Annotated in this window: 20 protein-coding genes and 4 tRNA genes; 10 read left to right on the forward strand and 14 right to left on the reverse strand. The window is 49.1% G+C overall.

Annotation, left to right across the window (positions count from 1 at the left end):
• Positions 1 to 15 precede the first annotated feature (15 nt).
• The 3 genes from yiiM to PT300_02245 form a co-directional block, all read right to left on the reverse strand.
• On the reverse strand, positions 16 to 690 hold the full coding sequence (gene yiiM / locus PT300_02235) for a 6-hydroxyaminopurine reductase (protein MDF7679493.1): 675 nt from the start codon (positions 688 to 690) through the stop codon (positions 16 to 18).
• Positions 691 to 769: 79 nt separating this feature from the next.
• The gene (gene sodA / locus PT300_02240) at positions 770 to 1,390 is read right to left on the reverse strand and encodes a superoxide dismutase [Mn] (protein MDF7679494.1); all 621 of its coding nucleotides are present in this window, start codon (positions 1,388 to 1,390) and stop codon (positions 770 to 772) included.
• Between the two features lie 257 nt (positions 1,391 to 1,647).
• Positions 1,648 to 2,733, reverse strand: a complete 1,086-nt coding sequence (locus PT300_02245; GenBank protein MDF7679495.1) for a tyrosine-protein phosphatase — start codon at positions 2,731 to 2,733, stop codon at positions 1,648 to 1,650.
• Between the two features lie 443 nt (positions 2,734 to 3,176).
• On the opposite strand from PT300_02245, the gene PT300_02250 reads away from it, so the two are divergent.
• From PT300_02250 to aphA, 5 genes are all read left to right on the forward strand, one after another.
• Entirely contained in the window at positions 3,177 to 4,481 is a 1,305-nt protein-coding gene (locus tag PT300_02250) for an SLC13 family permease (GenBank protein ID MDF7679496.1), read from the forward strand.
• Between the two features lie 165 nt (positions 4,482 to 4,646).
• A complete protein-coding gene (locus tag PT300_02255; protein MDF7679497.1) occupies positions 4,647 to 5,519 on the forward strand; it encodes a transcriptional regulator in 873 nt (290 codons plus the stop codon).
• A gap of 251 nt (positions 5,520 to 5,770) precedes the next feature.
• The gene (locus tag PT300_02260) at positions 5,771 to 6,952 is read left to right on the forward strand and encodes a nucleoside transporter C-terminal domain-containing protein (protein ID MDF7679498.1); all 1,182 of its coding nucleotides are present in this window, start codon (positions 5,771 to 5,773) and stop codon (positions 6,950 to 6,952) included.
• A gap of 285 nt (positions 6,953 to 7,237) precedes the next feature.
• Positions 7,238 to 8,578 (forward strand): OprD family outer membrane porin, encoded by a 1,341-nt coding sequence (locus PT300_02265; protein ID MDF7679499.1) that lies wholly within the window; start codon positions 7,238 to 7,240, stop codon positions 8,576 to 8,578.
• Positions 8,579 to 8,603: 25 nt separating this feature from the next.
• Complete coding sequence (gene aphA, locus PT300_02270) at positions 8,604 to 9,326, forward strand: acid phosphatase AphA (protein ID MDF7679500.1); 723 nt, start codon at positions 8,604 to 8,606, stop codon at positions 9,324 to 9,326.
• Positions 9,327 to 9,412: 86 nt separating this feature from the next.
• Here the strand turns inward: aphA and uvrD are convergent, their stop codons facing one another.
• From uvrD to PT300_02300, 6 genes are all read right to left on the reverse strand, one after another.
• Entirely contained in the window at positions 9,413 to 11,578 is a 2,166-nt protein-coding gene (uvrD, locus tag PT300_02275; GenBank protein ID MDF7679501.1) for a DNA helicase II, read from the reverse strand.
• A gap of 72 nt (positions 11,579 to 11,650) precedes the next feature.
• Positions 11,651 to 12,367 (reverse strand): 5-amino-6-(5-phospho-D-ribitylamino)uracil phosphatase YigB, encoded by a 717-nt coding sequence (gene yigB, locus PT300_02280; protein MDF7679502.1) that lies wholly within the window; start codon positions 12,365 to 12,367, stop codon positions 11,651 to 11,653.
• Entirely contained in the window at positions 12,367 to 13,269 is a 903-nt protein-coding gene (gene xerC, locus PT300_02285) for a tyrosine recombinase XerC (protein ID MDF7679503.1), read from the reverse strand. The genes yigB and xerC overlap by 1 nt, the downstream gene beginning before the upstream one ends.
• The gene (locus PT300_02290; GenBank protein ID MDF7679504.1) at positions 13,266 to 13,976 is read right to left on the reverse strand and encodes a DUF484 domain-containing protein; all 711 of its coding nucleotides are present in this window, start codon (positions 13,974 to 13,976) and stop codon (positions 13,266 to 13,268) included. Before PT300_02290 ends, xerC begins: the two co-directional genes overlap by 4 nt.
• Positions 13,973 to 14,797 (reverse strand): diaminopimelate epimerase, encoded by an 825-nt coding sequence (gene dapF, locus PT300_02295; GenBank protein MDF7679505.1) that lies wholly within the window; start codon positions 14,795 to 14,797, stop codon positions 13,973 to 13,975. Before dapF ends, PT300_02290 begins: the two co-directional genes overlap by 4 nt.
• Before the next feature lie 34 nt (positions 14,798 to 14,831).
• The gene (locus tag PT300_02300; GenBank protein ID MDF7679506.1) at positions 14,832 to 15,020 is read right to left on the reverse strand and encodes a lipoprotein; all 189 of its coding nucleotides are present in this window, start codon (positions 15,018 to 15,020) and stop codon (positions 14,832 to 14,834) included.
• A 137-nt stretch (positions 15,021 to 15,157) separates the two neighbouring features.
• Between PT300_02300 and cyaY the strand changes: the two genes are divergently transcribed.
• Positions 15,158 to 15,478, forward strand: a complete 321-nt coding sequence (gene cyaY / locus PT300_02305) for an iron donor protein CyaY (GenBank protein MDF7679507.1) — start codon at positions 15,158 to 15,160, stop codon at positions 15,476 to 15,478.
• A 29-nt stretch (positions 15,479 to 15,507) separates the two neighbouring features.
• On the opposite strand, the gene cyaA is transcribed toward cyaY, so the two are convergent.
• Positions 15,508 to 18,039 carry a class I adenylate cyclase gene (gene cyaA / locus PT300_02310; GenBank protein MDF7679508.1) on the reverse strand — a complete coding sequence of 844 codons (2,532 nt, stop codon included), beginning with the start codon at positions 18,037 to 18,039 and terminating at the stop codon, positions 15,508 to 15,510.
• A 329-nt stretch (positions 18,040 to 18,368) separates the two neighbouring features.
• On the opposite strand from cyaA, the gene hemC reads away from it, so the two are divergent.
• The 4 genes from hemC to hemY are packed head-to-tail and all read left to right on the forward strand — an operon-like array spanning position 18,369 to position 22,458.
• On the forward strand, positions 18,369 to 19,307 hold the full coding sequence (gene hemC, locus PT300_02315) for a hydroxymethylbilane synthase (protein MDF7679509.1): 939 nt from the start codon (positions 18,369 to 18,371) through the stop codon (positions 19,305 to 19,307).
• Positions 19,308 to 20,048: a uroporphyrinogen-III synthase gene (gene hemD / locus PT300_02320; GenBank protein ID MDF7679510.1), complete on the forward strand. Its 741-nt coding sequence runs from the start codon at positions 19,308 to 19,310 to the stop codon at positions 20,046 to 20,048.
• 22 nt (positions 20,049 to 20,070) lie between these two features.
• The gene (hemX, locus tag PT300_02325; protein ID MDF7679511.1) at positions 20,071 to 21,219 is read left to right on the forward strand and encodes a uroporphyrinogen-III C-methyltransferase; all 1,149 of its coding nucleotides are present in this window, start codon (positions 20,071 to 20,073) and stop codon (positions 21,217 to 21,219) included.
• 3 nt (positions 21,220 to 21,222) lie between these two features.
• Positions 21,223 to 22,458, forward strand: a complete 1,236-nt coding sequence (hemY, locus tag PT300_02330; GenBank protein ID MDF7679512.1) for a protoheme IX biogenesis protein HemY — start codon at positions 21,223 to 21,225, stop codon at positions 22,456 to 22,458.
• Between the two features lie 134 nt (positions 22,459 to 22,592).
• Here the strand turns inward: hemY and PT300_02335 are convergent.
• From PT300_02335 to PT300_02350, 4 genes are all read right to left on the reverse strand, one after another.
• A tRNA-Pro gene (locus PT300_02335) sits at positions 22,593 to 22,669 on the reverse strand.
• A 42-nt stretch (positions 22,670 to 22,711) separates the two neighbouring features.
• Positions 22,712 to 22,798: transfer RNA gene (locus tag PT300_02340), tRNA-Leu, on the reverse strand.
• A 22-nt stretch (positions 22,799 to 22,820) separates the two neighbouring features.
• Positions 22,821 to 22,896, reverse strand: a tRNA-His gene (locus PT300_02345).
• A gap of 66 nt (positions 22,897 to 22,962) precedes the next feature.
• A tRNA-Arg gene (locus PT300_02350) sits at positions 22,963 to 23,039 on the reverse strand.
• Between the last annotated feature and the right edge of the window lie 2 nt (positions 23,040 to 23,041).

Genomic DNA, 23,041 nt, shown 5'->3' on the forward strand with positions numbered 1-23,041 from the left:
GCCGCCAGCGAACCTTTATTTTCCCCATAACCGGGGAGAGAAGTCCTCGATTTTCCGGTTCAGAAGTCGCTTCTGTAGGGTGCGAACCCAGCTTACCGACAGCCCGGCGGCAGATAGCAGACGCTGATATTGCTCGGTATCAAACGGCTGATACCAGGCAATTCTGCCAGCTTCATAGACGCTGACATCACTCACGCAGGATATCCGCTCCAGGGGTATATCGCTGGAGACCTGGCCGCCCATCACCACGCGGTAAAGCCAGCCAGTTTTACCGCTATCCTGCATTCGCTGCGACATATCCTTTATATCAAGATGGAAATTGAGCTTAAAACAGGGTGATCGTGGCTGGGTGATCTGAATCAATGCTTCACCCCAGCGGAAAATATCACCAATGCAGACATTTTCCTCAGTCAATCCTGTCGTGGAGATATTCTCCCCAAAGGCCGGAGCACAAAAACGATCCGACTGTTGCGGAAACTGGCGGCACCAGTCAAGATAGTGTTCGCGCGGATAATGACAAAGCGCACGATCTGGCCCACCATGAACCCCCTTTTCCGCCTGGTGATCGCCGGACAATCCCGTCGGAGTCAGTGTTAACTGACCATTGACCTGAATTTTTTCGATCGCACTTGGATCCCCACAGGGATAGTCACGAACAGACCCAATATAGATATTTAACGGATAACGCACTTCACTTCCCCTGATAATCCCGATAAAAAAAGCGAGCCATCAGGACTCGCTTCACCAACAGTGCAAGTACTACGCTACCTTATTTTTTAGACGCAAAACGCGCGGCAGCTTCATCCCAGTTAACCACAGACCAGAACGCTTTAATATAGTCCGGACGACGGTTCTGATACTTCAGATAGTAAGCATGTTCCCACACGTCCAGCGTCAGAATCGGGAAGCCAGAAACACCCGCGATAGCTTCACCCATCAGGGGAGAGTCCTGATTAGCAGTAGAAACAACCGCCAGTTTATCGCCTTTCAGTATCAGCCACGCCCAGCCGGAACCAAAACGCGAAGCCGCTGCTTTTTCAAACTCAGCCTTAAAATTATCAACCGAGCCAAAATCACGTTCGATGGCGGCTTTCAGTTCGCCCTTCAGGGTGGTGCCCAGTTTCAGGCCCTTCCAGAACAGACTATGGTTAGCATGCCCTCCGGCATTGTTACGCATAAAGGTTTTTTTATCGGCCGGGAGCTGATCCAGTCGGGTGATCAGCTCTTCTACAGGCAGGTCGGCAAATTGCGGTAAACTCTCCAGTGCGCTATTGGTATTGTTAACATAAGCCTGATGGTGTTTCGAATGGTGGATTTCCATCGTTTGTTTATCAAAATGAGGCTCGAGGGCATCATAGGCATATGGCAGGGCAGGAAGTGTATAGCTCATCATCATCTCCATATTGTCAGGCGGTAGTTAATGTTAAAACCGCATCATCAGTTAGCCCATTATAGTTAATTAACTGATATTGAAAACGCTTATCAATGACCTATTTTTTATACTGTTATATCTATTATGCTCTGTTTTCGTCATCAGAGCCAGGCCCACCAGGCGTTACTGACGCACACCGACAGCGCGCGTGGATGTGATTCTGACCACTGCCCAGGGCCAAAATGGCCGGTCAAATAGCCTTATGGGCCAGGCGCTTAATATAAATAGATCTGTTTCATCTCAGCGATATTCACACCGAGAACCGTGGTTAAATAATTTTCCACTGTACCATGATCTTTCTTAATTCTGTCAAATGCCTTTCTGAAGTAAGCCTCCTGAACTTCAAACTGAGGTTGTAATTCGGGATGTGCTTTAATAATGGGGGCGTATTTTTCTTTCAGGTATTGATTAGATAACATATGCTGCTGAAAGATCGTCTCTTCATCGACACCTAATGCATAAAGTATCAGAGCGGCGCCCATCCCGGTTCTGTCTTTTCCTGCAGAACAATGAAATAAGAGAGGTAATTGTGTCTGATCCTGTACCAGTTTAAAAAATTCTTTGTAGGTATGCTGAATTTTTTTATCGGTTACCAGCTCCTCATTAATAAAAACCATCCATTTTCGCACATCCTCCTTTGAATTAGAACCCGGCTTGAGATTGGCAGAGACAATATTTAATGATATATCATTTTTTACCGTTAGTGGTAAGCGGTCAGGTAACTGACGAATTTCATCAGGTCTTCTGAAATCGACCACGGTTTTAAGCGGTAAACTTGCCAGATAGGATAAATCACTATCTGTCAGATGGCCTAATTCATCAGAACGGATGAGTTTATTCCATTTTATATGATGGCCATCTTTCGTTCGGATACCACCTAAATCACGAAAATTGTATCCACCCGCCATAGGGAGATGATTTTCCGAGATAATACCACTTCCGTTCTCCGTCACCAGTCTGAAGTATGAACGTGTATTATTGTCTATATTGAGTGGAAATTGTCCTTTACCAATACCAGTAAGGATCGGGGTATCCTCATTTATATTTTCAGGTGATGTTCCGGCATATAATTTCCAGGATTCACTAATATTAATGATAAGCAACGCATTTTTAGTCGCTTTATCTCTGACAACCTTAGCCATTGTGGTGACATCCAGCCTGTTATACTCTGATGCCGGGTCTTTATTTTCTTCGCCAGCAGAGGAAGCTGTCAATTTATCATTCTGGCGCTCACTACTTTGTGCCGATAACGGATGTGAGGTGATAGCCAGTAAAATTCCTGAAACCAGTATTCTCTTCATTACCTTGTACTCCTGATGTGAGCCTGCGTTCGTGGCATAACCCATCCAGACACCGACAGCGCCGGGAAACCGCAGCGTAGATGTGACACCGGATACAGAGCCAGAATGGTCACTAATAGGCCAGGCGCTAAGTTATTTCTGAGTCTATTTGAGCTGATATTGTGAAAAATACTGCATTATTTATTGACGATAAACAGGATACGCTCATTGATAATATTTAAAAATTGAACTCACGCACAAAAAATAACAATAGCGGTGATTATCCCGTCTCTGCCAGATGATACCAATTACACTACCATTACCACGACAAAAAAGCGTGCGAATATACCGCTATTGGTGTATCCGCACCGAAAAGCGTACCGCTGATGAATAACAAATCATAACAGATGTTTACCTGTTTTCACTGAGATCGTATGATGGTTAAAAAATAACAGGGGACAGGTATGTTATTCTGGCTTTCTCATCCGCTCTTTCTTTCCTCACTGATTGTCACTATTGCTATTCTGCTGTGGGCCACCTCATTACTGCCAGAATTTATTACCGCACTACTTTTTTTCGCTGCCGCGATGATAGCCAGAATTGTGCCCGCAGAGATCCTCTTTGGTGGCTTTACATCATCAGCCTTCTGGCTGGTGTTCAGCGGATTTGTCCTCGGTATTGCCATCCGTAAAACCGGACTGGCTGATCGGGTGGCCTGTATGTTATCGACACGTCTGACTGACTCCTGGCCTTTAATGGTCGCCAGTATCGTCCTTCTCAGTTATGCCCTGGCTTTCGTCATGCCATCAAACATGGGGCGTATTACATTGTTAATGCCGGTTGTCGCGGCAATGGCGAAACGCGCAGGCATCGAAAGCGGAACACGCCCCTGGTATGGACTGGCGCTGGCGACGGGTTTTGGCACCTTTCAGTTATCCGCCACCATTCTGCCCGCTAATGTGCCGAACCTGGTGATGAGTGGCACTGCCGAAGGCGCTTATGGCATTCACCTTAACTATCTGCCCTATTTATTCCTGCACACGCCAATACTCGGCTGGCTAAAGGGGGGAATATTAATTGCCCTCATTTGCTGGCTATTTCCCGGGCATCCCGTTGCCCCTCATCAGTTGCCACCACAACCGCCGGTAAGCCAGGATGAAAAACGGCTGGCGTGGCTGCTGGCTACCGTGCTGGCATTATGGGTCAGTGAGAGCTGGCATGGGATCGGCCCGGCCTGGATCGGACTGGTCGCGGTGGTGATCACGCTGTTACCACGGATAGGGTTTATCAGTGGCGAAGAATTTTCCAGCGGTGTCAATATTCGTGCCTGTATCTATGTTGCCGGGATACTGGGGCTGGCAATGACCGTCACCCATACCGGAATGGGTAACGTGGTGGGGAATACATTGCTCCATATTATGCCGCTGGATAAAGCCAGCCCGTTTACCAGTTTTCTCGCCCTGACCGCTATCACCAGCGCGATGGATTTTATCATGACGGCGAATGGTGTCCCGGCCTTGTACACCACGTTTGCGCAAAGTTTTTCTGATGTGACAGGTTTTCCGTTGTTAAGTGTGATTATGATTCAGGTATTGGGCTATTCGACACCCCTTCTGCCTTATCAGGCATCGCCCATCGTGGTGGCGATGGCATTGGGGAAAGTCCCCGCTCGTGCCGGAATCGTCTTGTGTCTTTCGCTGGCTGCGGCCAGTTATCTACTGCTCTTACCGCTGAATTATTTATGGTATCAGTGGCTGGAGATGCTGTGAGATAAGCTGAAAGTCCGCTTTATGCCACAAATCTGATTCAGCCCAAAAAGAAACGCTGTTTTTATGTTCAATTTTCTGTTGTGATATTAACAAACTATTGCGCTGTCCGTTTTATGTTAACCTTATCGGCAAGAAAACAAGTAAAAACAGAGTGATGGGTAGAGTATGAAATTTTTGAGATGGGAAAAATGTGATTTCAGCGAATATGAACGTGCCTGCCGGAAATTCGATTTCAATGCCGAAAGCTCGCCAGAATATATACAGATGGCGTTAGCTCACGGCGCCAGTCTGAAGTTTTACGCATATATTAAAAATGGGATCACTGAAGGGGCTGTGTGTACCGATAATGGCTGGTTAGCTCATGATCACAAAAACCCGAAAAATAGTCTTGGCTGGATGTCGTTGCCCAAATACGCTATTTACCTGCCATTTAATGAGAACATTAAATGCATACTGCCGTTTAAAACAAAATCACTATCCCTAAGAAATAAACAATTTTATAACAGCTCGTTTTCATTATTTTCAAAAAGACAGGTAGCCATTGCAAAAAATATTAATGAATTATCATCAAAAACAAAATCGACCCGCAAAAGAGAAGTACGGAAATTCATCGAGCAAGGGGGGGAATTTAAAAATATCAACACGGTGGATGCTGATTTTTTGTTTGAAAATTATTACCGCCTTTATGCCATAAGAAGAAATTTAACGATTAAACCCGATCCATTAATTCGATCCCTGTTCTGTCAGTTACACGAAAAATCACATTTCTTTGGTCATATCGCGTTTTTTGCCGGAGAAGCTGTCGGGATCCAGTTAATCTTATCGACAGAAACTGAAAAATCACATTTTTTAGATTTTATTAATATCGGCTACGATATTTCCCTGCACCAACACCCGATAGGTACTATGTTGATGTGGGAAAATTTATGTTTAGCTAACGATATAAAAAAACCACTGACCTATTCCTATGGCATGATGTCGGGTCAATATAAAAAACGATGGTGTCATCCGGTGAGTGTCGGGCGCACCCTCTGCTGAAAAGAGATGCCTGTAAACTCAAAGCCTATCCCTGCCCGGCGCAGCCAGCAACGCCGGGTGGATAGACTCTTAATACTTCTGAAAGAAATCATACCAGAATTGTTATTTAAATAACATTATCATGTCATTTAAACCACAAAATTAACCGATATCTCCGGTAATTATGTGATGCAAATCACTTTAAGCGCCAGCGGTAATGTTATAATCCTAACATTAGTTTGCTGGCTCAGACCAGATTATTGGGGAATGGAATGAAATATCTCATTGGTATCGCAAGTATTCTGTTTATTTTTGTCCTTGCGATGCTACTTAGTAATAATCGCCGTGCGATTCGCTACCAGCCTTTGCTGGTCATGTTATGCTGCCAGTTTCTGCTCTCCGGATTTTTGCTGAGGACAGAGTTCGGTAACCACGCTATCGAGCTGGTTTCCGGAGGATTCGCCCACTTAATGCAGTATGCCGGATCGGGGGTTAGCTTTGTTTTTGGTGGCCTGCAGAATCATGGCGAAATTACCTTCTTTCTCTCCGTTCTGTTACCTATTATCTTTATCTCGGCACTGATCGGTATTCTGCAACACTGGAAAATACTGGATATCCTGATTCGTTATATTGGTCTTGCACTGAGTAAAATCAACGGAATGGGACGGCTTGAATCCTATAATGCTGTTGCTTCTGCGATACTCGGTCAGTCTGAGGTCTTCATTTCCGTTAAGCAGCAGCTCGGCCAGCTTCCCGCACACCGGCTATACACACTTTGCACCTCTGCCATGTCAACCGTGTCGATGTCTATTGTGGGCGCCTATATGTCGATGCTGGAACCACGTTATGTCGTGACGGCACTGGTTCTTAACTTATTTGGTGGTTTTATTATTGCCTCTGTACTGAATCCGTATCAGGTGAGTCCGGAAGAGGATATCCTCTGCGCCGCAGAAGAGAAGCGTCAGAGCTTTTTCGAAATGTTAAGCGATTATATTCTCGATGGATTCAAGGTTGCGGTTATCGTTGGGGCGATGCTGATCGGTTTTATCGCATTAATTACTATGCTAAACGCTATCTTTACCTCGATTTTAGGTATCTCTTTCCAGGATTTCCTCGGCTATATTTTCGCGCCGCTGGCCTTTCTGGTGGGTATACCGTGGCATGAAGCCGTGCATGCCGGGGGACTGATGGCAACAAAAATTGTCAGTAATGAGTTTGTCGCCATGCTGAATCTGGCAGAGACAAAAGCGTTGTTTTGCGAACGTACTATCGCGATACTGTCTGTGTTTATGGTGTCATTCGCTAACTTCTCTTCTATCGGTATTATTGTTGGCGCAATTAAGGCACTCAATAATCAGCAAGGGAATGTGGCAGCACGTTTTGGATTAAAACTATTATATGGTGCGACGCTGGTCAGTTTCCTGAATGCGACCATTGTCGGTCTGTTTTTCTGACTAATAGCGGTATCACAAAACTTCATGGATTGTGTATGGTGTGTTTGTTATCGCGAATTCAGCAATTAAGTCATACCACTTATTCGGCATGGGATTTATTTTCATTGCAATGATTATGTGGGTGTTGATTAGGATAATTATTGGTTTTCTGATTATCACTATGAAGAAAATTTTTTAGTTCGAATACGAGTACCAGCAACTATAAAAACTATGAGCATAAATGTTGTCACGGAGCAATAGTAAAGGCATACATTATATATTTAAACAATTCCTGGAGTTTTTAATATGTCTACCTCGAATTTCGTCAGAAAAAGATCGCTGATCGCTATCGCGTTGCTATCAGCGATATCACCCGCGCTGTATGCGGCTGATGTGACCATTCCCGATGGTATGAAACGTGTGGTCACCGATAGCCATATGAAAGTTTCTTTAAGAAACCAGATGAAAAACCTGAATACCTCTGATTATGGTGACCGCTCTGTACAGACGGCCTGGGGGCAAGGGGTATCACTGGACTTTATGTCAGGCTATCTTGCTGATATTATTGGCGTTGATGCATCGTATTACCATGTTATCAAACTCGCCGCCAGTGATGATTTTGATGGTCGTAGTGTGCTTTATAATGATCATGGCAAGGCAAAAGGTTTCCATAAATTTGGTCAGTTGTACTCCAAGATCAAGTTTGGTAATGAAGAAGAGTATGTCAAACTCAATACCGGCTGGCAGATTATCAATACATGGGGCGCGTTAACCAATTCCAGCCGTGCGATCCCCAGTACTTACCGGGGATGGAAACTGGATAGTGGTCTTGGCCCTGTCGCATTTCGTGGCGCATGGGTTGATCGTTACAGCGACCGTGGCTCACCGGATCAAATTCGCTTCCAGACTGCCGATCGTAAGAAAAATATTGATTATCTGGCAACCGGTGAACTGAAATATAAAGATAAAGAGTATGATGCTCTCTATTTCTTTGGCGAAAGCCACAACTATATGCAACGCAATGGTGTTGAATTAGGCTGGCAGCCGCAGGCCCTGGCGGATAATAACGGCAAAATTCTCGGGATGCTGTACATGAACCATGGCCTGAAAGACTTTAAATCAATGAGTCCCGATTACCGGCCATTTAATAATGATGCCTGGCATACCGCATTTTATGTTGAATGGAAGCAGGATAAATGGAAAAACAAGGTGGGCGCTTCCTGGACTAAGGCACACTCTACCAGTGATCACCTCGGCTATTTTGAGCGCCATATGGCTAAAAACAGCCGTGGCAGATTCAATTCAATGGCCGATGCCTGGGGTAACGACTACGTTGGCGATAATGAAAAAATGATCGCGTGGACGACAGAATATCAGGTATTTTCTGAAATCAGCCTCGGTTTACAAAGCGCCTTCGGCTGGGGAATGAAATATCAGGATCATTCTATTGATCGCGGTGAAACGCTGGTCTTTTCAAAATGGAAGCCATCATGGGAGAAAAATCTGAGTGTTCAGTTATCCGGTGGTCCATCATGGAATTATCAAAGTAAAAAGAATCAACCCATTATGACGGATGATGGCAGAGTAAAACGCGCTATTAACCACTCTGTCGAACTGCAGATTGATTATTCCTTTAACCTGTTCTGATGATTAACCCACGTAAGGATAAAAAATGTTCCTGTTGAAATCTAAAAAAATCCGCGCTGCGGCTCTGGTTACCGCTCTGCTGGTCACGGCTCCCGCATTTAGCGCCATTGAGACACCTGCCGTAGCCACTACCGGTGCAACACTACAGCAAATACATAATCAGTATCCTATCCATCTGATTTCAATTGAACAAATTGCTGAAGGATTAAAAGGAAAAGCGCCCATCGATGTCGGTTTTGATATTGATGACACCCTGCTTTATTCCACCCCCGCCTTTTTCCACGGTCAGCAGGTCTTTTCGCCAGGAAAAAATGATTTTCTGAAGAAAACAGAGTTCTGGGATCAACTCAGCAATGGCTGGGATGCTTACTCAGTGCCGAAAACATCCGCAAAAGCGCTGATGAAACTGCATCTTGATCGCGGTGATCGTATCTGGTTTATTACCGGCCGCCCGATGCCCACCAACGGTAAAGAAGCCGTTACCGAACAACTGGCGAAAGACTTCTCTGTCCCGCAGGATAAACTGAATAAGGTTATTTTTGCCGGAGAAAGCAAAAGTGCCAAAGTACAGCATATTCGCGATCTGAAAATTAAGCTCTACTACGGCGATTCCGATAACGACATCATTGATGCCCGTGAAGCCGGTGCCGAAGCAATTCGCGTGATGCGTTCCCAGGGATCATCAAACCAGCCTATGCCACGTAATGGTGCGCTGGGTGAAAAAGTGCTGATTAATTCTGATTTCTGATTTCGCTGGCTGATAAATCAGGCTGTGCCAGATAACGGGCCAGCCTGATTGGCTCGTTAGCCACTGACATCTGCCAGCAATTCATGTCACATGCTTTCCAGCCGCGCGTAAGCAGCTACCAGCCATTTAACACCTTGCCCCTGAAAAGCTATCTGTAAACGACTGTGTTCGCCACTGCCTTCCAGATTAACGATCGTGCCTTCACCAAACTTAGGATGTCGCACACGCTGGCCCAGGCGATAACCGGTATCGTTTTCCGCCAGTGGCGTTCCCATCCTCTGATGACTCATCGGACGACTGACCGTGGCTCGCAGCCGAACCTCTTCTATACACGCTTCCGGTAGCTCACCAATAAAGCGCGAAGGACGATGGTAAACTTCTTTACCATATAACCGACGGCTTTCGGCATAGGTCAGCGTCAGTTTCTGCATTGCTCGCGTTACCCCAACGTAAGCCAGGCGGCGCTCTTCTTCCAGTCGCCCTCCTTCGTCCAGCGTCATCTGGCTGGGGAACATCCCCTCTTCCATGCCGACGATGAATACCTGAGGAAACTCCAGCCCCTTTGCCGAATGTAGCGTCATCAACTGTACCGCGTCCTGCCAGCTATCCGCCTGCCCCTCCCCCGCTTCCAGCGCTGCATGTGAGAGAAAAGCCTGGAGCGGCATCAGATCTTCATCTTCTTCGGTATAGCTGAACTGGCGGGTTGCGGTGACCAGTTCTTCGAGGTTTTCGATCCGCGCCTGGCCTTTTTCGCCCTTTTCCTGCTGATACATCATCCGTAAACCGGAGTCGTTAATCACCCGATCGGTCTGAACATGCAGCGGCATCTGCGCGGTTTCCTGCGCCAGAGCGTCAATCAGTTCCATGAAACGCTGTAATGCGCTGGCCGCGCGTCCGGCCAGTGCTTTCCCGGCGATTAATTGCTGGCTTGCCTGCCAGAGAGTCAGTTGTCGCTGCCGGGATGTCTGACGCACCACATCCAGTGTACGATCGCCAATACCCCGTACCGGTGTATTGACCACGCGCTCAAATGCCGCATCATCATTACGATTCGCAATCAGCCGGAGATAGCCCAGCGCGTCTTTAATTTCCTGACGCTCAAAGAAGCGCATCCCGCCATAGATACGATAAGGCATCGCCGCCTGTAACAGGGCCTCTTCCAGTACTCGCGATTGTGCATTACTGCGATAGAGGATGGCACATTGCGCGAGCATCCCGCCGCCCTCCTGCCAGGCTTTAATGCGATTGACAACAAAACGCGCTTCATCCAAATCGTTAAACGCACAATAGAGCGAGACCGGCTCCCCCTCTTTCCCCTCCGTCCACAGCTTTTTCCCCAGCCGCCCCTGGTTATTTTCAATCAGCGCATTAGCCGCGCTGAGGATATTGCTGGTCGAACGGTAGTTCTGCTCCAGACGGATAGTCTGTGCGCCGGGGAAATCGGTCAGAAAGCGCTGAATATTTTCTACCTGCGCTCCCCGCCAGCCGTAAATTGACTGGTCATCATCGCCGACGATCATCACCTTGCCGCTATCACCGGCCAACAGACGGATCCAGGCGTACTGAATATTGTTGGTATCCTGGAATTCATCCACCAGAATGTTGCTGAAGCGCGCACGATAATGCTGGAGAATATCCGGTTTATTCAGCCACAATTCATGGGCGCGTAACAGCAATTCCGCGAAATCGACCAGCCCTGCGCGATCACAGGCTTGCTGGTAGGCCTGGTAAACCTTTTGCCAGGTTTGCTCCAGCGGATTGCCGTAACTCTGAATATGGTGTGGGCGCAGCCCCTCATCTTTTTTACCGTTGATGTACCACATCGCCTGACGGGGTGGCCACTGTTTCTCATCAAGGTTCATCGCTTTCAGCAAACGTTTCAGTAAACGCAGCTGATCTTCGCTGTCAAGGATCTGAAAATCCTGTGGCAGACCGGCATCCAGATGGTGAGCACGTAACAGACGGTGGGCGAGGCCGTGGAAGGTTCCCACCCACATGCCATTCTGGGTCGTGGTTCCCATCAGCTGGCCGATACGATGACGCATCTCAGCGGCCGCTTTATTGGTAAAGGTGACCGCCATAATCGAATAGGGCGAGCAGTTTTCCACACTCAGCAACCAGGCGATACGATGCACCAGCACCCGGGTTTTACCACTCCCCGCCCCGGCCAGGATCAGCATATTGGTGCGCGGCGCTGCCACAGCTTCACGCTGTTTATCATTAAGGCTATCGAGCAGATAAGAAACGTCCATTGATACCGCCATAAATCAGTAACCCAATAACGTTTGGTTAGCGAGCCACTGTGAATATATACAGAATGATGATTATATCAGCGAGGTCAGTGATGCCAACCGCGATATTTCGAGGTGTGGCAACAGGCGACAGTCAGGTGCATGTCGTAAGTCAGCCTGCTGTGTATTGATCCAGCACGCCTGCATACCACTGCTGATAGCGCCCGCCACATCCGTCGTCAGATCATCACCCACATGAAGTATCTGGCTGAGTGGCACACCCAGCTGGCGGGCAGCCAGATGAAACATATCGGCAAACGGTTTAGAACGCCCATCCGGGCCAGCGCGTAAAACGAAACGAAAATAGCCAGCGAGACCACATTTTTCTGGCTGCGCATTGCCATTGGTTATCGCCGCCAGCGGCCACTTTTCCGCCAGTGCGGTCAGTGTCCGATGCGTGGCTGGCGGCACAGTAATCTGACTGCGCCAGCTGGCAAAGTGTGCCATCGCAGCATCAGCACCAGCGGTAGCTTGCAGCGTCGATAATCCGGCATGTTGCATCGCCAGCGCCAGCGCCCGACGACGCCATTCCGTCACATCGTGATAAATCTCCGGTTCGCTTTCCCGCAGCCTCTGCCGCCACTGTTGCAGTTGCTGATCATCAAACTGGCGTAATGCCGGATGGTAACGACGCACAAAAGCCAGGGATTGATCCCGCGTCCGATCCATCACCGGTTGATTATCATATAAGGTATCGTCGAGATCGAAAGTCAATGCAGAAATCGGAGCCAGAGGCCGGTAAAATTGCATTATTTCCCCCGTTTTGCGCGTGGATGGGCTTTATCATACACCGAAGCAAGGTGTTGAAAATCGAGATGGGTGTAGATTTGGGTGGTAGAAAGGCTGGCATGGCCCAGCAACTCCTGTACACCACGTAGATCGTGGCTGGATTCGAGCATATGCGTCGCAAAGGAGTGACGCAGTTTATGAGGATGGACATGGCTACTCAGCCCTTGTCTGATGCCCCATTCGGCGAAGCGTTTCTGTACGTTGCGGGCAGAAATACGTTTACCCAGGCGGGATAAAAACAGCGCATCACTCTCTGATCCCAGTAAATCACGTACAGCCAGCCAGTGCTCAATCCACGCGACAGCGCTGCGTCCGATCGGCAGGCGACGCTCTTTATTCCCTTTCCCTCTGACCCACACTTCCCCGGTTTGCAGATCAAGGTGGCTAATATCAAGATTGACCAGCTCAGCAAGACGCAGCCCGGCACCATACATGATCTCCAGCATCGCCCGATCACGTACTGCCAGCGGGTCCTGCAGATTGATATCCAGCAAGCGGTCTATATCATCGACATCGATATCTTTTGGTAAGTGACGCGGGATTTTCGGCGCTGAAATCGCCTTTGCCGGGTTGGCTGCCAGTTCCCCCTGTGCTACCAGCCAGTCAAACAAACTGCGCAGTGCTGAAAGGCGCAGTGCCAGGCTGGCTGGCCCCAGGCCTTGTCTTCGGCTACGTACCGCCAGATTGCGTACCTGATCCGCGTCACACTGTTGCCAGTTTTGTAATCCGGACTGCCCGGCAAGCATCATCAGGGCATCCAGCTGCCGCTGATAATTCAGCAGTGTCAAGGAGCTTAACTGCCGTTCGACACGCAGATGGCGCAGAAAACGGCTAACCGCAGATCCTAAAGGTTGGCCGGTCATCGCCGTTCAATCCAGCGCGCCAGCAGATCTGGTAGCATTAAGGCAATCTCCTGTAACATTTGTGTGCCTTGTTCTGGCTGATAGTGTCCGTCATCATGACTGATGAACAGAATCACCCCCAGTGTGTCCTCTCCCCCCAGTAATGACATCGCCACGGAGCCTACGGCATGGGGATCTGGCAGCATCACCCGCAACTCTGAGCCGTTAAGCGGGCCAAGATAGTGGCGTTGCTGGCCAAGACGCTGAATACGAACCGGCTCAAACGCCTGGCGAGTTAACGCCAGATGGGTAAATTTCGAGGGCGCATCCAGCCGCCAGCTATCAGAAAACAGACGTATCGTCGCCCTAGCCAGGCCCAGTTCACAGGCCCAATGCTGCAGATGATTCAGCATTTCATCAAGACTTTCTGCGCGGGTGAGCCGCATTTGTAACCGCAATAAACGCTGGAATAAATTTTCATTCTCGGTAGCTTGTACCATCAGCGACATCATATTCTTTTCCAGCTTGCTGATATGGTCGCGTGATCGTGCCATATGCCACTCTACCAGTGATACTGATCCGCGCACCGGATGCGGCACCCGCATCTGCGCCACTAACGCCGCGTGACGAATAAAAAACTCCGGATGTTGTAATAAATAGTCAGCCACCGCCTGATCATTCAGCCGGTGGACTATCTCCGATGGTTTCGCTCTGCCCTGTTTTTTCATAAGTGTATATTTCCATCATAAACATGTGCCGCCGAGCCGGTCATAAAGAGGGGTTGCCCCGCTCCTTGCCAGGCGATATTGAGCGTCCCACCCGGTAACGTCACACGAACCTGAGTATCCAGTAACCCCTGTTGAATGCCTACCGCCACCGCAGCACAGGCGCCGCTGCCACACGCCTGCGTTTCCCCTGCACCGCGCTCATACACGCGCAGACGAATGTGATCGCGCGCCATCACCTGCATAAACCCGATATTCGCCCGCTCCGGGAAACGTTCGTGACACTCCATGACCTGACCCAGCGTTTCTACCGCAGCGGTTGTGACATCATCAACCTGAATGACACAATGTGGATTTCCCATCGATACCACACCACATAAAATCGTCTGCTCAGCAGCGCGCATAATATAGGTCTTTTCCGCTTTACTGGCGCGGAAAGGCACTTGTGACGGCTCGAAATTCGGCTCTCCCATATTGACGCGCACCTGCTCATCGGGCATCACACTTAATAACATCCGCCCGCTCGTGGTACTCACACGGATATCACGTTTATTGGTTAATCCTTTTAAACGCACAAATCGGGCAAAACAACGTGCGCCATTACCACACTGCGAAACTTCGCTGCCATCGGCGTTAAAGATACGATAATGAAAATCCAGATCGGGATCATAAGGCGGTTCGACAATCAGTAATTGATCAAAACCGACCCCCAGGTGTCTGTCCGCCAGTCGACGAATCAGCTCGGGTGAGAAAAAAACATTCTGCGTTACCGCATCAACGACCATAAAGTCGTTTCCAAGACCATGCATTTTAGAAAATTGCATTATTTACTCCCGCCAGGCGGAACAGAATATGATGTCACTCACCGGAATGGCTTATCTCTTCGTTATCACCCTGATCGTGACGATCGGGATTTAAGCTTTGCGTCACCACTGACGATGAAGATGTTTTATCCGCAGGCGGGAAATATAATGGCCCTTTTAAGCCACAACCGATCAAGCTGGAAACCGCCAGGCAAATGGCAATCACGGGAAAAATATTTTTCATTGATCATTGTCCGTCGTTCACTTTTCTGCTGTCTATCATCGCAGGAGAAGCGGCAAAAGCAAACATTTAGCATCTGACTGCACAGGCTTTTATTTCGCGCTATACTGCCGCTTTCTCTGAAAAAGTAAGGCAGAACCATGAATGACAGTGAATTCCATCGTCTGGCTGATGAGCTCTGGCTGGCGATTGAAGCGTCGGTTGACAACCGGGACGGCAATAGCGATATCGACTGTGAAATCCACGGTAGCGTACTGACCCTCAGTTTTGAAAATGGCAGCAAAATCATTATCAATCGCCAGGAGCCGCTGCACCAGGTGTGGCTGGCAACCAAACAAGGTGGCTACCATTTTGATTACCAGGATGGGCAGTGGCGATGTGATCGTAGCAGCAAAAGCTTCCAGGATTTACTGAGCCAGGCAGCAACCCAACAGGCGGGAGAAGAGGTCAGATTCGATTAATTCACCTATTTCTGAGCCAGGTTATTGATTCAGAGAAAATATTCGTCCTGGCTCGCGGGTGAGGTTGTTGCCGTGCTGATAGCCTGACTACGAAACGGAATTACCTGAGGATGGCTATCCACATCCACTATCTGGTAAAACTGCGGCAGATTAAAATTGATAAACCCTGTACTGTAGGTAAATCGATCGTGAGATGATGAGTAGAAATGGCTCACATCACGCACCAGATCTTCTTTACTCCCTTCACAATGGTGATAAACCTCAGCGCGGTTATTCTCATCGAGAATATAGATATTAAACCCGCCATTATTACCCACATCTTCAAAGAAAAACTGAATAATGCCCTCGCTGGCAAACCCATCCACCACCAGAGGTAACTTAACCGGATTAGTGCCCACCTGAACAGACAGATCATGCAATTTGTTATGTGAGATGGCGCCGTAAAATTCGATCGCGTTTTCCAGTTTCTGTACCGATACATGCAAGCGTTCGAAGAACAAACCCCATGTCTGTCCGGAAACATGAAGTGCTTTAAAACGCCCGGTATCCTGGCGGGTACTGGAAAGGCGTAGCTCAATACACTCAGAAACAATTTGCTGCACACGGGTACGAATCACCCCCCGCAGATGCTGACTGTAACAGAAGACATCCACCTCCGGCGGTGCGGCATCCTGATGCATTTTACCGAGAATTGTTTTCAGTGCTTCGATGATCGCCTGCTCGCCATTAAAATGCAGGGTTCTGACTTCATTCCATGAGTTACGATACAGCAGGTCAATACTACCGATTAAACATTGCTGTAATTCACCAAAGCTAAAAACATCCAGCTGACGAAAATCAACATGGACGACATGATGACGAAATAGTGCCGTCGGGTCATATTCCAGGTTGATAATGATGGCCAGATGACGGATCTCACACGGGCTATACAGTGCTTTCGGCAACGGTGCCGGTAAACGCAGTGGAAAATGTTGCGCAACATTGGCTACCATTTCCTGCAATTTCGCCAGATCAACGATACCATTGCCTTTAATAAACAGATGGGTTCGCGATGTCAGCAAGCCATTAAACCATGCCCAGGCCACCAGCTTATTGAGATAGCGGTTATACTCCAGTGGCTGATGGCTGACGATCGATTCCATATCCGGCGTGCGATTATACAGATACCAGCCAGCGCAATTCGCTCGCCCTGACGGCACATGGATAAAAGTCAAATTGGTTTCTGAAAGATCGGGAGAGATTTGCGGATTAACCAGGGTGACTTTGCCAGGTAAAGCCTCAAAAGCCGCATAAAGTTTACGGGTCAGCACGCCAATATCCTGCGGGCTGGCGGAGACGCTCAGGTTATTGCGGCGCGCAAAGCGGATCAGATGGCGATAACTTTGCATCATGGTATCCAGCAATTCGTTATGCGCTTTACGCACCTCATCAATCTTCCAGTTGTCCCGGTCATCCAGCATCTGCAGCCGTTTTTCATCCCAGCCCCATGATTTCACCAGGCCACTTAATACCTCACGACGCCAGCTGACACAGGTATGCTGTTCACGGCTCAGTTTTTCGCATACTTTCAGATAGAAGCAACGACGCACCAGGTCAAGGCGGGTATCATCGGCTATCGCCTGTAAATAAGCGGTGACACGTTCCAGCATCATGCAGTAAGGATCAAGACCAAAGGCCACGATTTCGCCATTATGCAACCGCTGTTTAATGTCTTTTGCCAGCAAGGAGTTATCCGGATACTTCCAGGAATAGGCTTCCAGTAACAGCGTTTTCAGCACCGCCTTATAGGGCGAGTCGATACTTTTGTACAGCTGCCACAGACTGGCCCCAAAGTATTCTTCTGCCGATAGCGAACCCAGTCCCCCCAGATCCAGCCATTCATTGGGTGTCAGAACGCCCTGCGCATAAAGACGCATCACATAATCGTCATAATTGTCTTCTTCTTCGCACGGCACCATATTCCACAGGATACGTTTCCCGGCGAGGCGCACCGCAGTGCGATAAAACTCATCAAGCAGTAAAATGTGCTGCGTCGAGCCACAGTCTTCTCCGCCCAGGTTACCGCTTTCATTATGACGGAAACGATTTTCATCAATCAGGAAAAAGCTAACCGTCACACCGAGAGAGGCGGCCCACCTTTCCAGCAGACTGCATTTATGCTGCAGCAATTGACGTTCCGTGATATCGAGCCATGACTGATGACACACCCAGATATCGAGATCAGAAGAGCGGCTTTGTCCGACAGAAGAAGTGCTGCCCATCGAATAAACACCGGTGATCGGTAGTTCACCTTTCAGCGGTTCCTGTATCAGTGCGCCCAGATACTGTTTTAATTCGTCAAGATAGGTACGTTGCGTTTCATCAGGCGTATAAAAACACACGCCGTGGGGGACGTTGCTGTCAAGATAGCCTGGCATTAGCGGATGGTGGTAATGCAGTAGTGTCGGCAGTAGACTGTAAACCTGTTTGAAAGAAGGCGCCATCGCTGCTAACGCACGATCAACACGCAATTGGTTAATGGCATCCAGTCTCTGTTTTAGTGTCTCAATATAGAGGTACAAGAGATATCGCCTGATGATTAAAAACGTGATTAATTTAACATCTTGCTGATGGGGCGTAAAGGAGAGAGCAATAATGCAACGCACGGCGGCTGGCGATGAGAAAAATAACAGGGTATCTTCTGAGTACGTCACCTGTAAAATCAACAAATTATTGTTACATGTGTCGTATTGATATTAATTTGTTAATTTATTGATAAAATAATATTAATAAATATTTTCCTGTTAATCGCTATGCGGCATGGAAGTGTGATATCTGTGTTTTCACAAAACTAACATCCCTAAGTTAACAATGTTAGGATAATAGATAGTCGATAATAACGGTAGCCAACATGCCAGACAACGTTTTAAAAATTGCCACCCGACAGAGCCCGCTTGCCCTATGGCAGGCACATTATGTACAAGAGCGCCTGAAACTCTGTCACCCAGGATTAACCGTCGAACTTGTCCCGATGGTGACGCGCGGCGACGTGATCCTGGATACGCCTCTGGCGAAGGTCGGCGGTAAGGGGTTATTCGTTAAAGAGTTAGAACGTGCGCTGATAGAAAAATGCGCAGACATCGCTGTCCATTCGATGAAAGATGTTCCTGTCGAATTTCCTGAAGGACTGGGACTGGTGACCATTTGCGAACGCGAAGATCCGCGCGACGCTTTTGTTTCTCATCACTATACCTCGCTGGATGCCCTGCCAGATGGCAGCATCGTCGGGACATCCAGTTTGCGCCGTCAGTGTCAGTTAGCGGCCTGGCGCCCGGATTTGATCATCCGTTCACTGCGTGGCAATGTCGGCACCCGCCTTGCTAAACTGGATAGTGGCGAATATGACGCCATTATTCTGGCCGCCGCCGGACTTAAACGTCTGGGGCTGGAAGCGCGTATTCGTCAGCTATTCACGCCACAACAGCTACTTCCTGCGGTTGGCCAGGGCGCGGTCGGCATTGAGTGCCGCCTTGACGATCACCGGACACAGACACTGCTTGCGCCATTAAATCACCCCGAAACAGCGCTTCGCGTCTGTGCCGAACGGGCGATGAACAGCCGGCTGGAAGGGGGCTGCCAGGTGCCGATCGGCAGTTATGCCGAACTGAACAACGGTGAATTGTGGTTACGTGCCCTGGTGGGCGCACCGGATGGCTCACAATTGATACGCGGTGAGCGGCGTGGCTCACCGGACGACGCCAGACAGCTTGGTGTCAGCCTTGCGGAAGAACTGCTGCATAACGGTGCTGGCGAAATTCTCACTGCAGTTTATAGCGGAGAAAACCCCTGAATGAGCATCCTGGTCACCCGTCCATTACCACAAAGTGAAGAACTGGTCTGTCGTTTGCGGGGACTGGGGAAATCAGCCTGGGGTTTTCCACTGATTGAATTTATTCCGGGTCGCCAGCTTAATACCTTAAGCGAGCAACTCGCCACCTTATCGGCTGGCGATCTGCTATTCGCCCTCTCCCGGCGTGCGGTCGAGTTTGCCGATGCGCAGTTGCAACAGTGCGGTCAATCCTGGCCACAGGCGCCTGATTATTTCACCCCTGGTCGCACGACAGCCGGGCTATTACATCGCGTCAGCGGTAAAAATATTCGCTATCCATTAGAGCGGGAAATCAGCGAAGTCTTGCTACAATTACCTGAATTGAAAAATGTTGCCGGTAAGAAAGCGCTCCTTCTGCGTGGAAACGCTGGCCGGGAATTATTAAGTGAAACGCTGCGAGAACGCGGCGCTGATGTCACTTTTTGTGAATGTTATCAACGTAGTGCAAAGCATTATGATGGTGAAAAAGAAGCGATACGCTGGCAGTCTTGTGGCGTCACAACCGTGGTGATTACCAGTGGTGAGATGCTACAACAACTTTGGGCGCTGATACCAAAACGGTATCACGAACAATGGCTCATGCGCTGTCGTATTTTAGTTGTCAGTGAACGCCTGGCCCGGCAGGCTCATCATCTGGGCTGGCAGGATATCCAGGTTGCCGATAGCGCTGATAACGATGCGCTACTGCGCGCATTACAATAACGCTCAATGATTGGAAGCCATAATGACGGAACAACAGCAGCAATCCGCCGTGCCTGAAGAGACCAGAGATGCGGTAGACAAAACGCCACAACCTACAGCGAAAAATTGCGGTAATAAGACCAGTCTCGTGCTGAGTAGTGTCGCTATCGCTATTGCCCTCGCCGTAGGTATCAGCCTGTTTAGCTTGCATAAACAGCAAGTCTCTCAGCAAAGCGAAGTCAGCCAGGATCTCGCTGATCGGATCACCTCGCTGCAAGCCTTACAGGAAAAGCACGGCAATGAGCTTGCAGAGACGATCAAACAACAAGCGGATCAGCTTACTGAAGTCCTGCATCAGCAGGCAACGCTGACTAAAAAACTGGAAGAAATCGAGCAAAAAGTGGCGGTTATTACCAGTAGCGATGGTAAAACCTGGTTGCTGGCGCAAGCCGACTTTCTGGTCAAAGCGGCGGGTCGTAAACTGTGGAGCGATCAGGATATCACCACTGCCGTGGCCCTGCTCAAAAGTGCCGATGCCAGTCTCGCCGAGATGAATGATCCCAGTCTGATTAACGTTCGTCGTATCATTACTGCCGATATCACCGCGCTGGCCGCGGTCAGTCAAATCGATTATGACGGCATCATTCTCAAAGTAAACCAGCTCGCCAATCAGATTGACAACCTGCGTCTTGCTGACAATAACGAGAGTGACTCGCCTATGGACGCCGATAGCGAAACGCTATCCGGCTCGCTGAGCGAATGGCGGAGCAATCTGCAAAAGAGCTGGCAGAGTTTTATGGATAGCTTCATTACCATCCGACGCCGTGATGAAACGGCTGTGCCACTACTGGCGCCTAATCAGGATATCTATCTGCGGGAAAATATTCGTTCTCAGCTATTAATTGCCGCCCAGGCGGTACCGCGTCATCAGCAGGAAACCTATAAACAAGCGCTGGATAACGTTTCAACCTGGGTACGCGCCTATTACGACACCGCCGATACCGCCACCAAAGTTTTTCTGGAGGATATCGATAAACTGGGGCAGCAAAATATCGCAATGAGTGTGCCAGATAATCTGCAGAGTCCGGCGGCGGTTGAAAAGCTGATGCAAACACGGGTACGCAGCCTGATGGCACACCCTGCGGCAGCGCCGGATCAGACCGATTCCGCACCGACCCCACAAGGAGAGTAAAGTATGTTGAAAACGCTCTTACTCTTCGCGCTGTTAATCGCCGGGATTGTGATTGGCCCGATTATTTCTGGTCATCAGGGTTATGTTCTGATCCAGACAGATAATTACAATATCGAAACCAGCGTCACCGGGCTGGTCATCATGATGATCCTGATTATGGTGGCGTTGTTTGTTGCAGAATGGGTACTGCGGCGTATTTTCCGTACCGGTGCTCATACCCGAAACTGGTTTACCGGGCGTAAACAGCGCCGGGCGCGCAAACAAACCGAACAGGCATTACTGAAACTGGCAGAAGGCGACTACCAGCAAGTTGAAAAACTGATGACCAAAAATGCCGATTACGCCGGACAACCGGTAGTGAACTATCTGCTGGCTGCGGAAGCCGCACAACAACGCGGCGATGAAGCCCGTGCTAATCAGCATCTGCAACGTGCTACCGAGCTGGCCGGAGATGACATGATCCCGGTGGATATCACCCGTGTTCGTTTGCAGCTTGCGCGTAACGAAAATCATGCTGCTCGCCATGGTATTGATAAACTTCTGGAAATAACGCCACGCCATCCCGAAGTGCTGCGCCTGGCCGAACAAGCGTATATCCGTACCGGTGCATGGAATTCACTGCTGGATATCCTCCCGGCAATGGCGAAAGCGGGAGTGGGCGATGAAGCACACTACGCCGAGCTACAACAACAGGCCTGGATTGGTTTAATGCAACAGACGCTGGCTGATCGTGGCAGCGAGGGACTGCGCGAATGGTGGAAAAACCAAAGCCGTAAAATCCGTCACCAGCTGCCCTTGCAGGTGGCGATCGCCAGTCTACTGATTGAGAGCGATGATCACGACACCGCTCAGCAGATTATTATTGATGGCCTGAAAAAACAGTACAACGATCAGTTAGTGATGCTGATCCCGCGGCTGAAAACCAACAATCCACAGCAACTGGAAAAAATATTACGTCAGCAGATTAAAACGGTGGGCGATAATCCTTTGCTATGGAGCACCCTGGGACAATCCCTGATGAATCATGGTGAATGGCAGGAGGCCAGTGTCGCCTTTCGTGCCGCGCTCAAGCAACGTCCGGATACTTTTGATTACGCCTGGCTGGCCGATGTGCTTGATCACCTGCATCAACCAGAAGAAGCCGCCGCGATGCGTCGTGATGGCCTGATACTGACCTTACAGAATAATCCGCAGTCACCGAAAGTGGACCCGAAAGAAGGGCAAGAGCATAACGCCTGAAGCCTGTCCACAAGACAGAAGATCTCAGCTGATCTTCTGTCTGGTAAACGAGATAAAACAAGGCAGTGAAGCATCTCTTTCGGTTACCGGAAGAGCGCGCAATAAAAAAACCCCGCCTGAGCGGGGTTAGAAATTGGTCGGCGAGAGAGGATTCGAACCTCCGACCCACTGGTCCCAAACCAGTTGCGCTACCAGGCTGCGCTACTCGCCGAAATACTGCTGTTTTAACTTCTGCTTTAATTCATAAAAGCTGTGGTGCGAGGGGGGGGACTTGAACCCCCACGTCCGTAAGGACACTAACACCTGAAGCTAGCGCGTCTACCAATTCCGCCACCTTCGCAATGCACAACTCTGACAAATAATGGGGTGGCTAATGGGATTCGAACCCACGACAACTGGAATCACAATCCAGGGCTCTACCAACTGAGCTATAGCCACCACAACAAATTTTTTTACGCGGCCCTGCCACATTCACAGTCCACCGCAGCTCTGACACCGGGTAAATGGTGCGCCCGACAGGATTCGAACCTGAGACCTCTGCCTCCGGAGGGCAGCGCTCTATCCAGCTGAGCTACGGGCGCTT

The organism is Enterobacteriaceae bacterium ESL0689 (assembly GCA_029433525.1).
Lineage (GTDB): Bacteria > Pseudomonadota > Gammaproteobacteria > Enterobacterales > Enterobacteriaceae > JAQTIF01.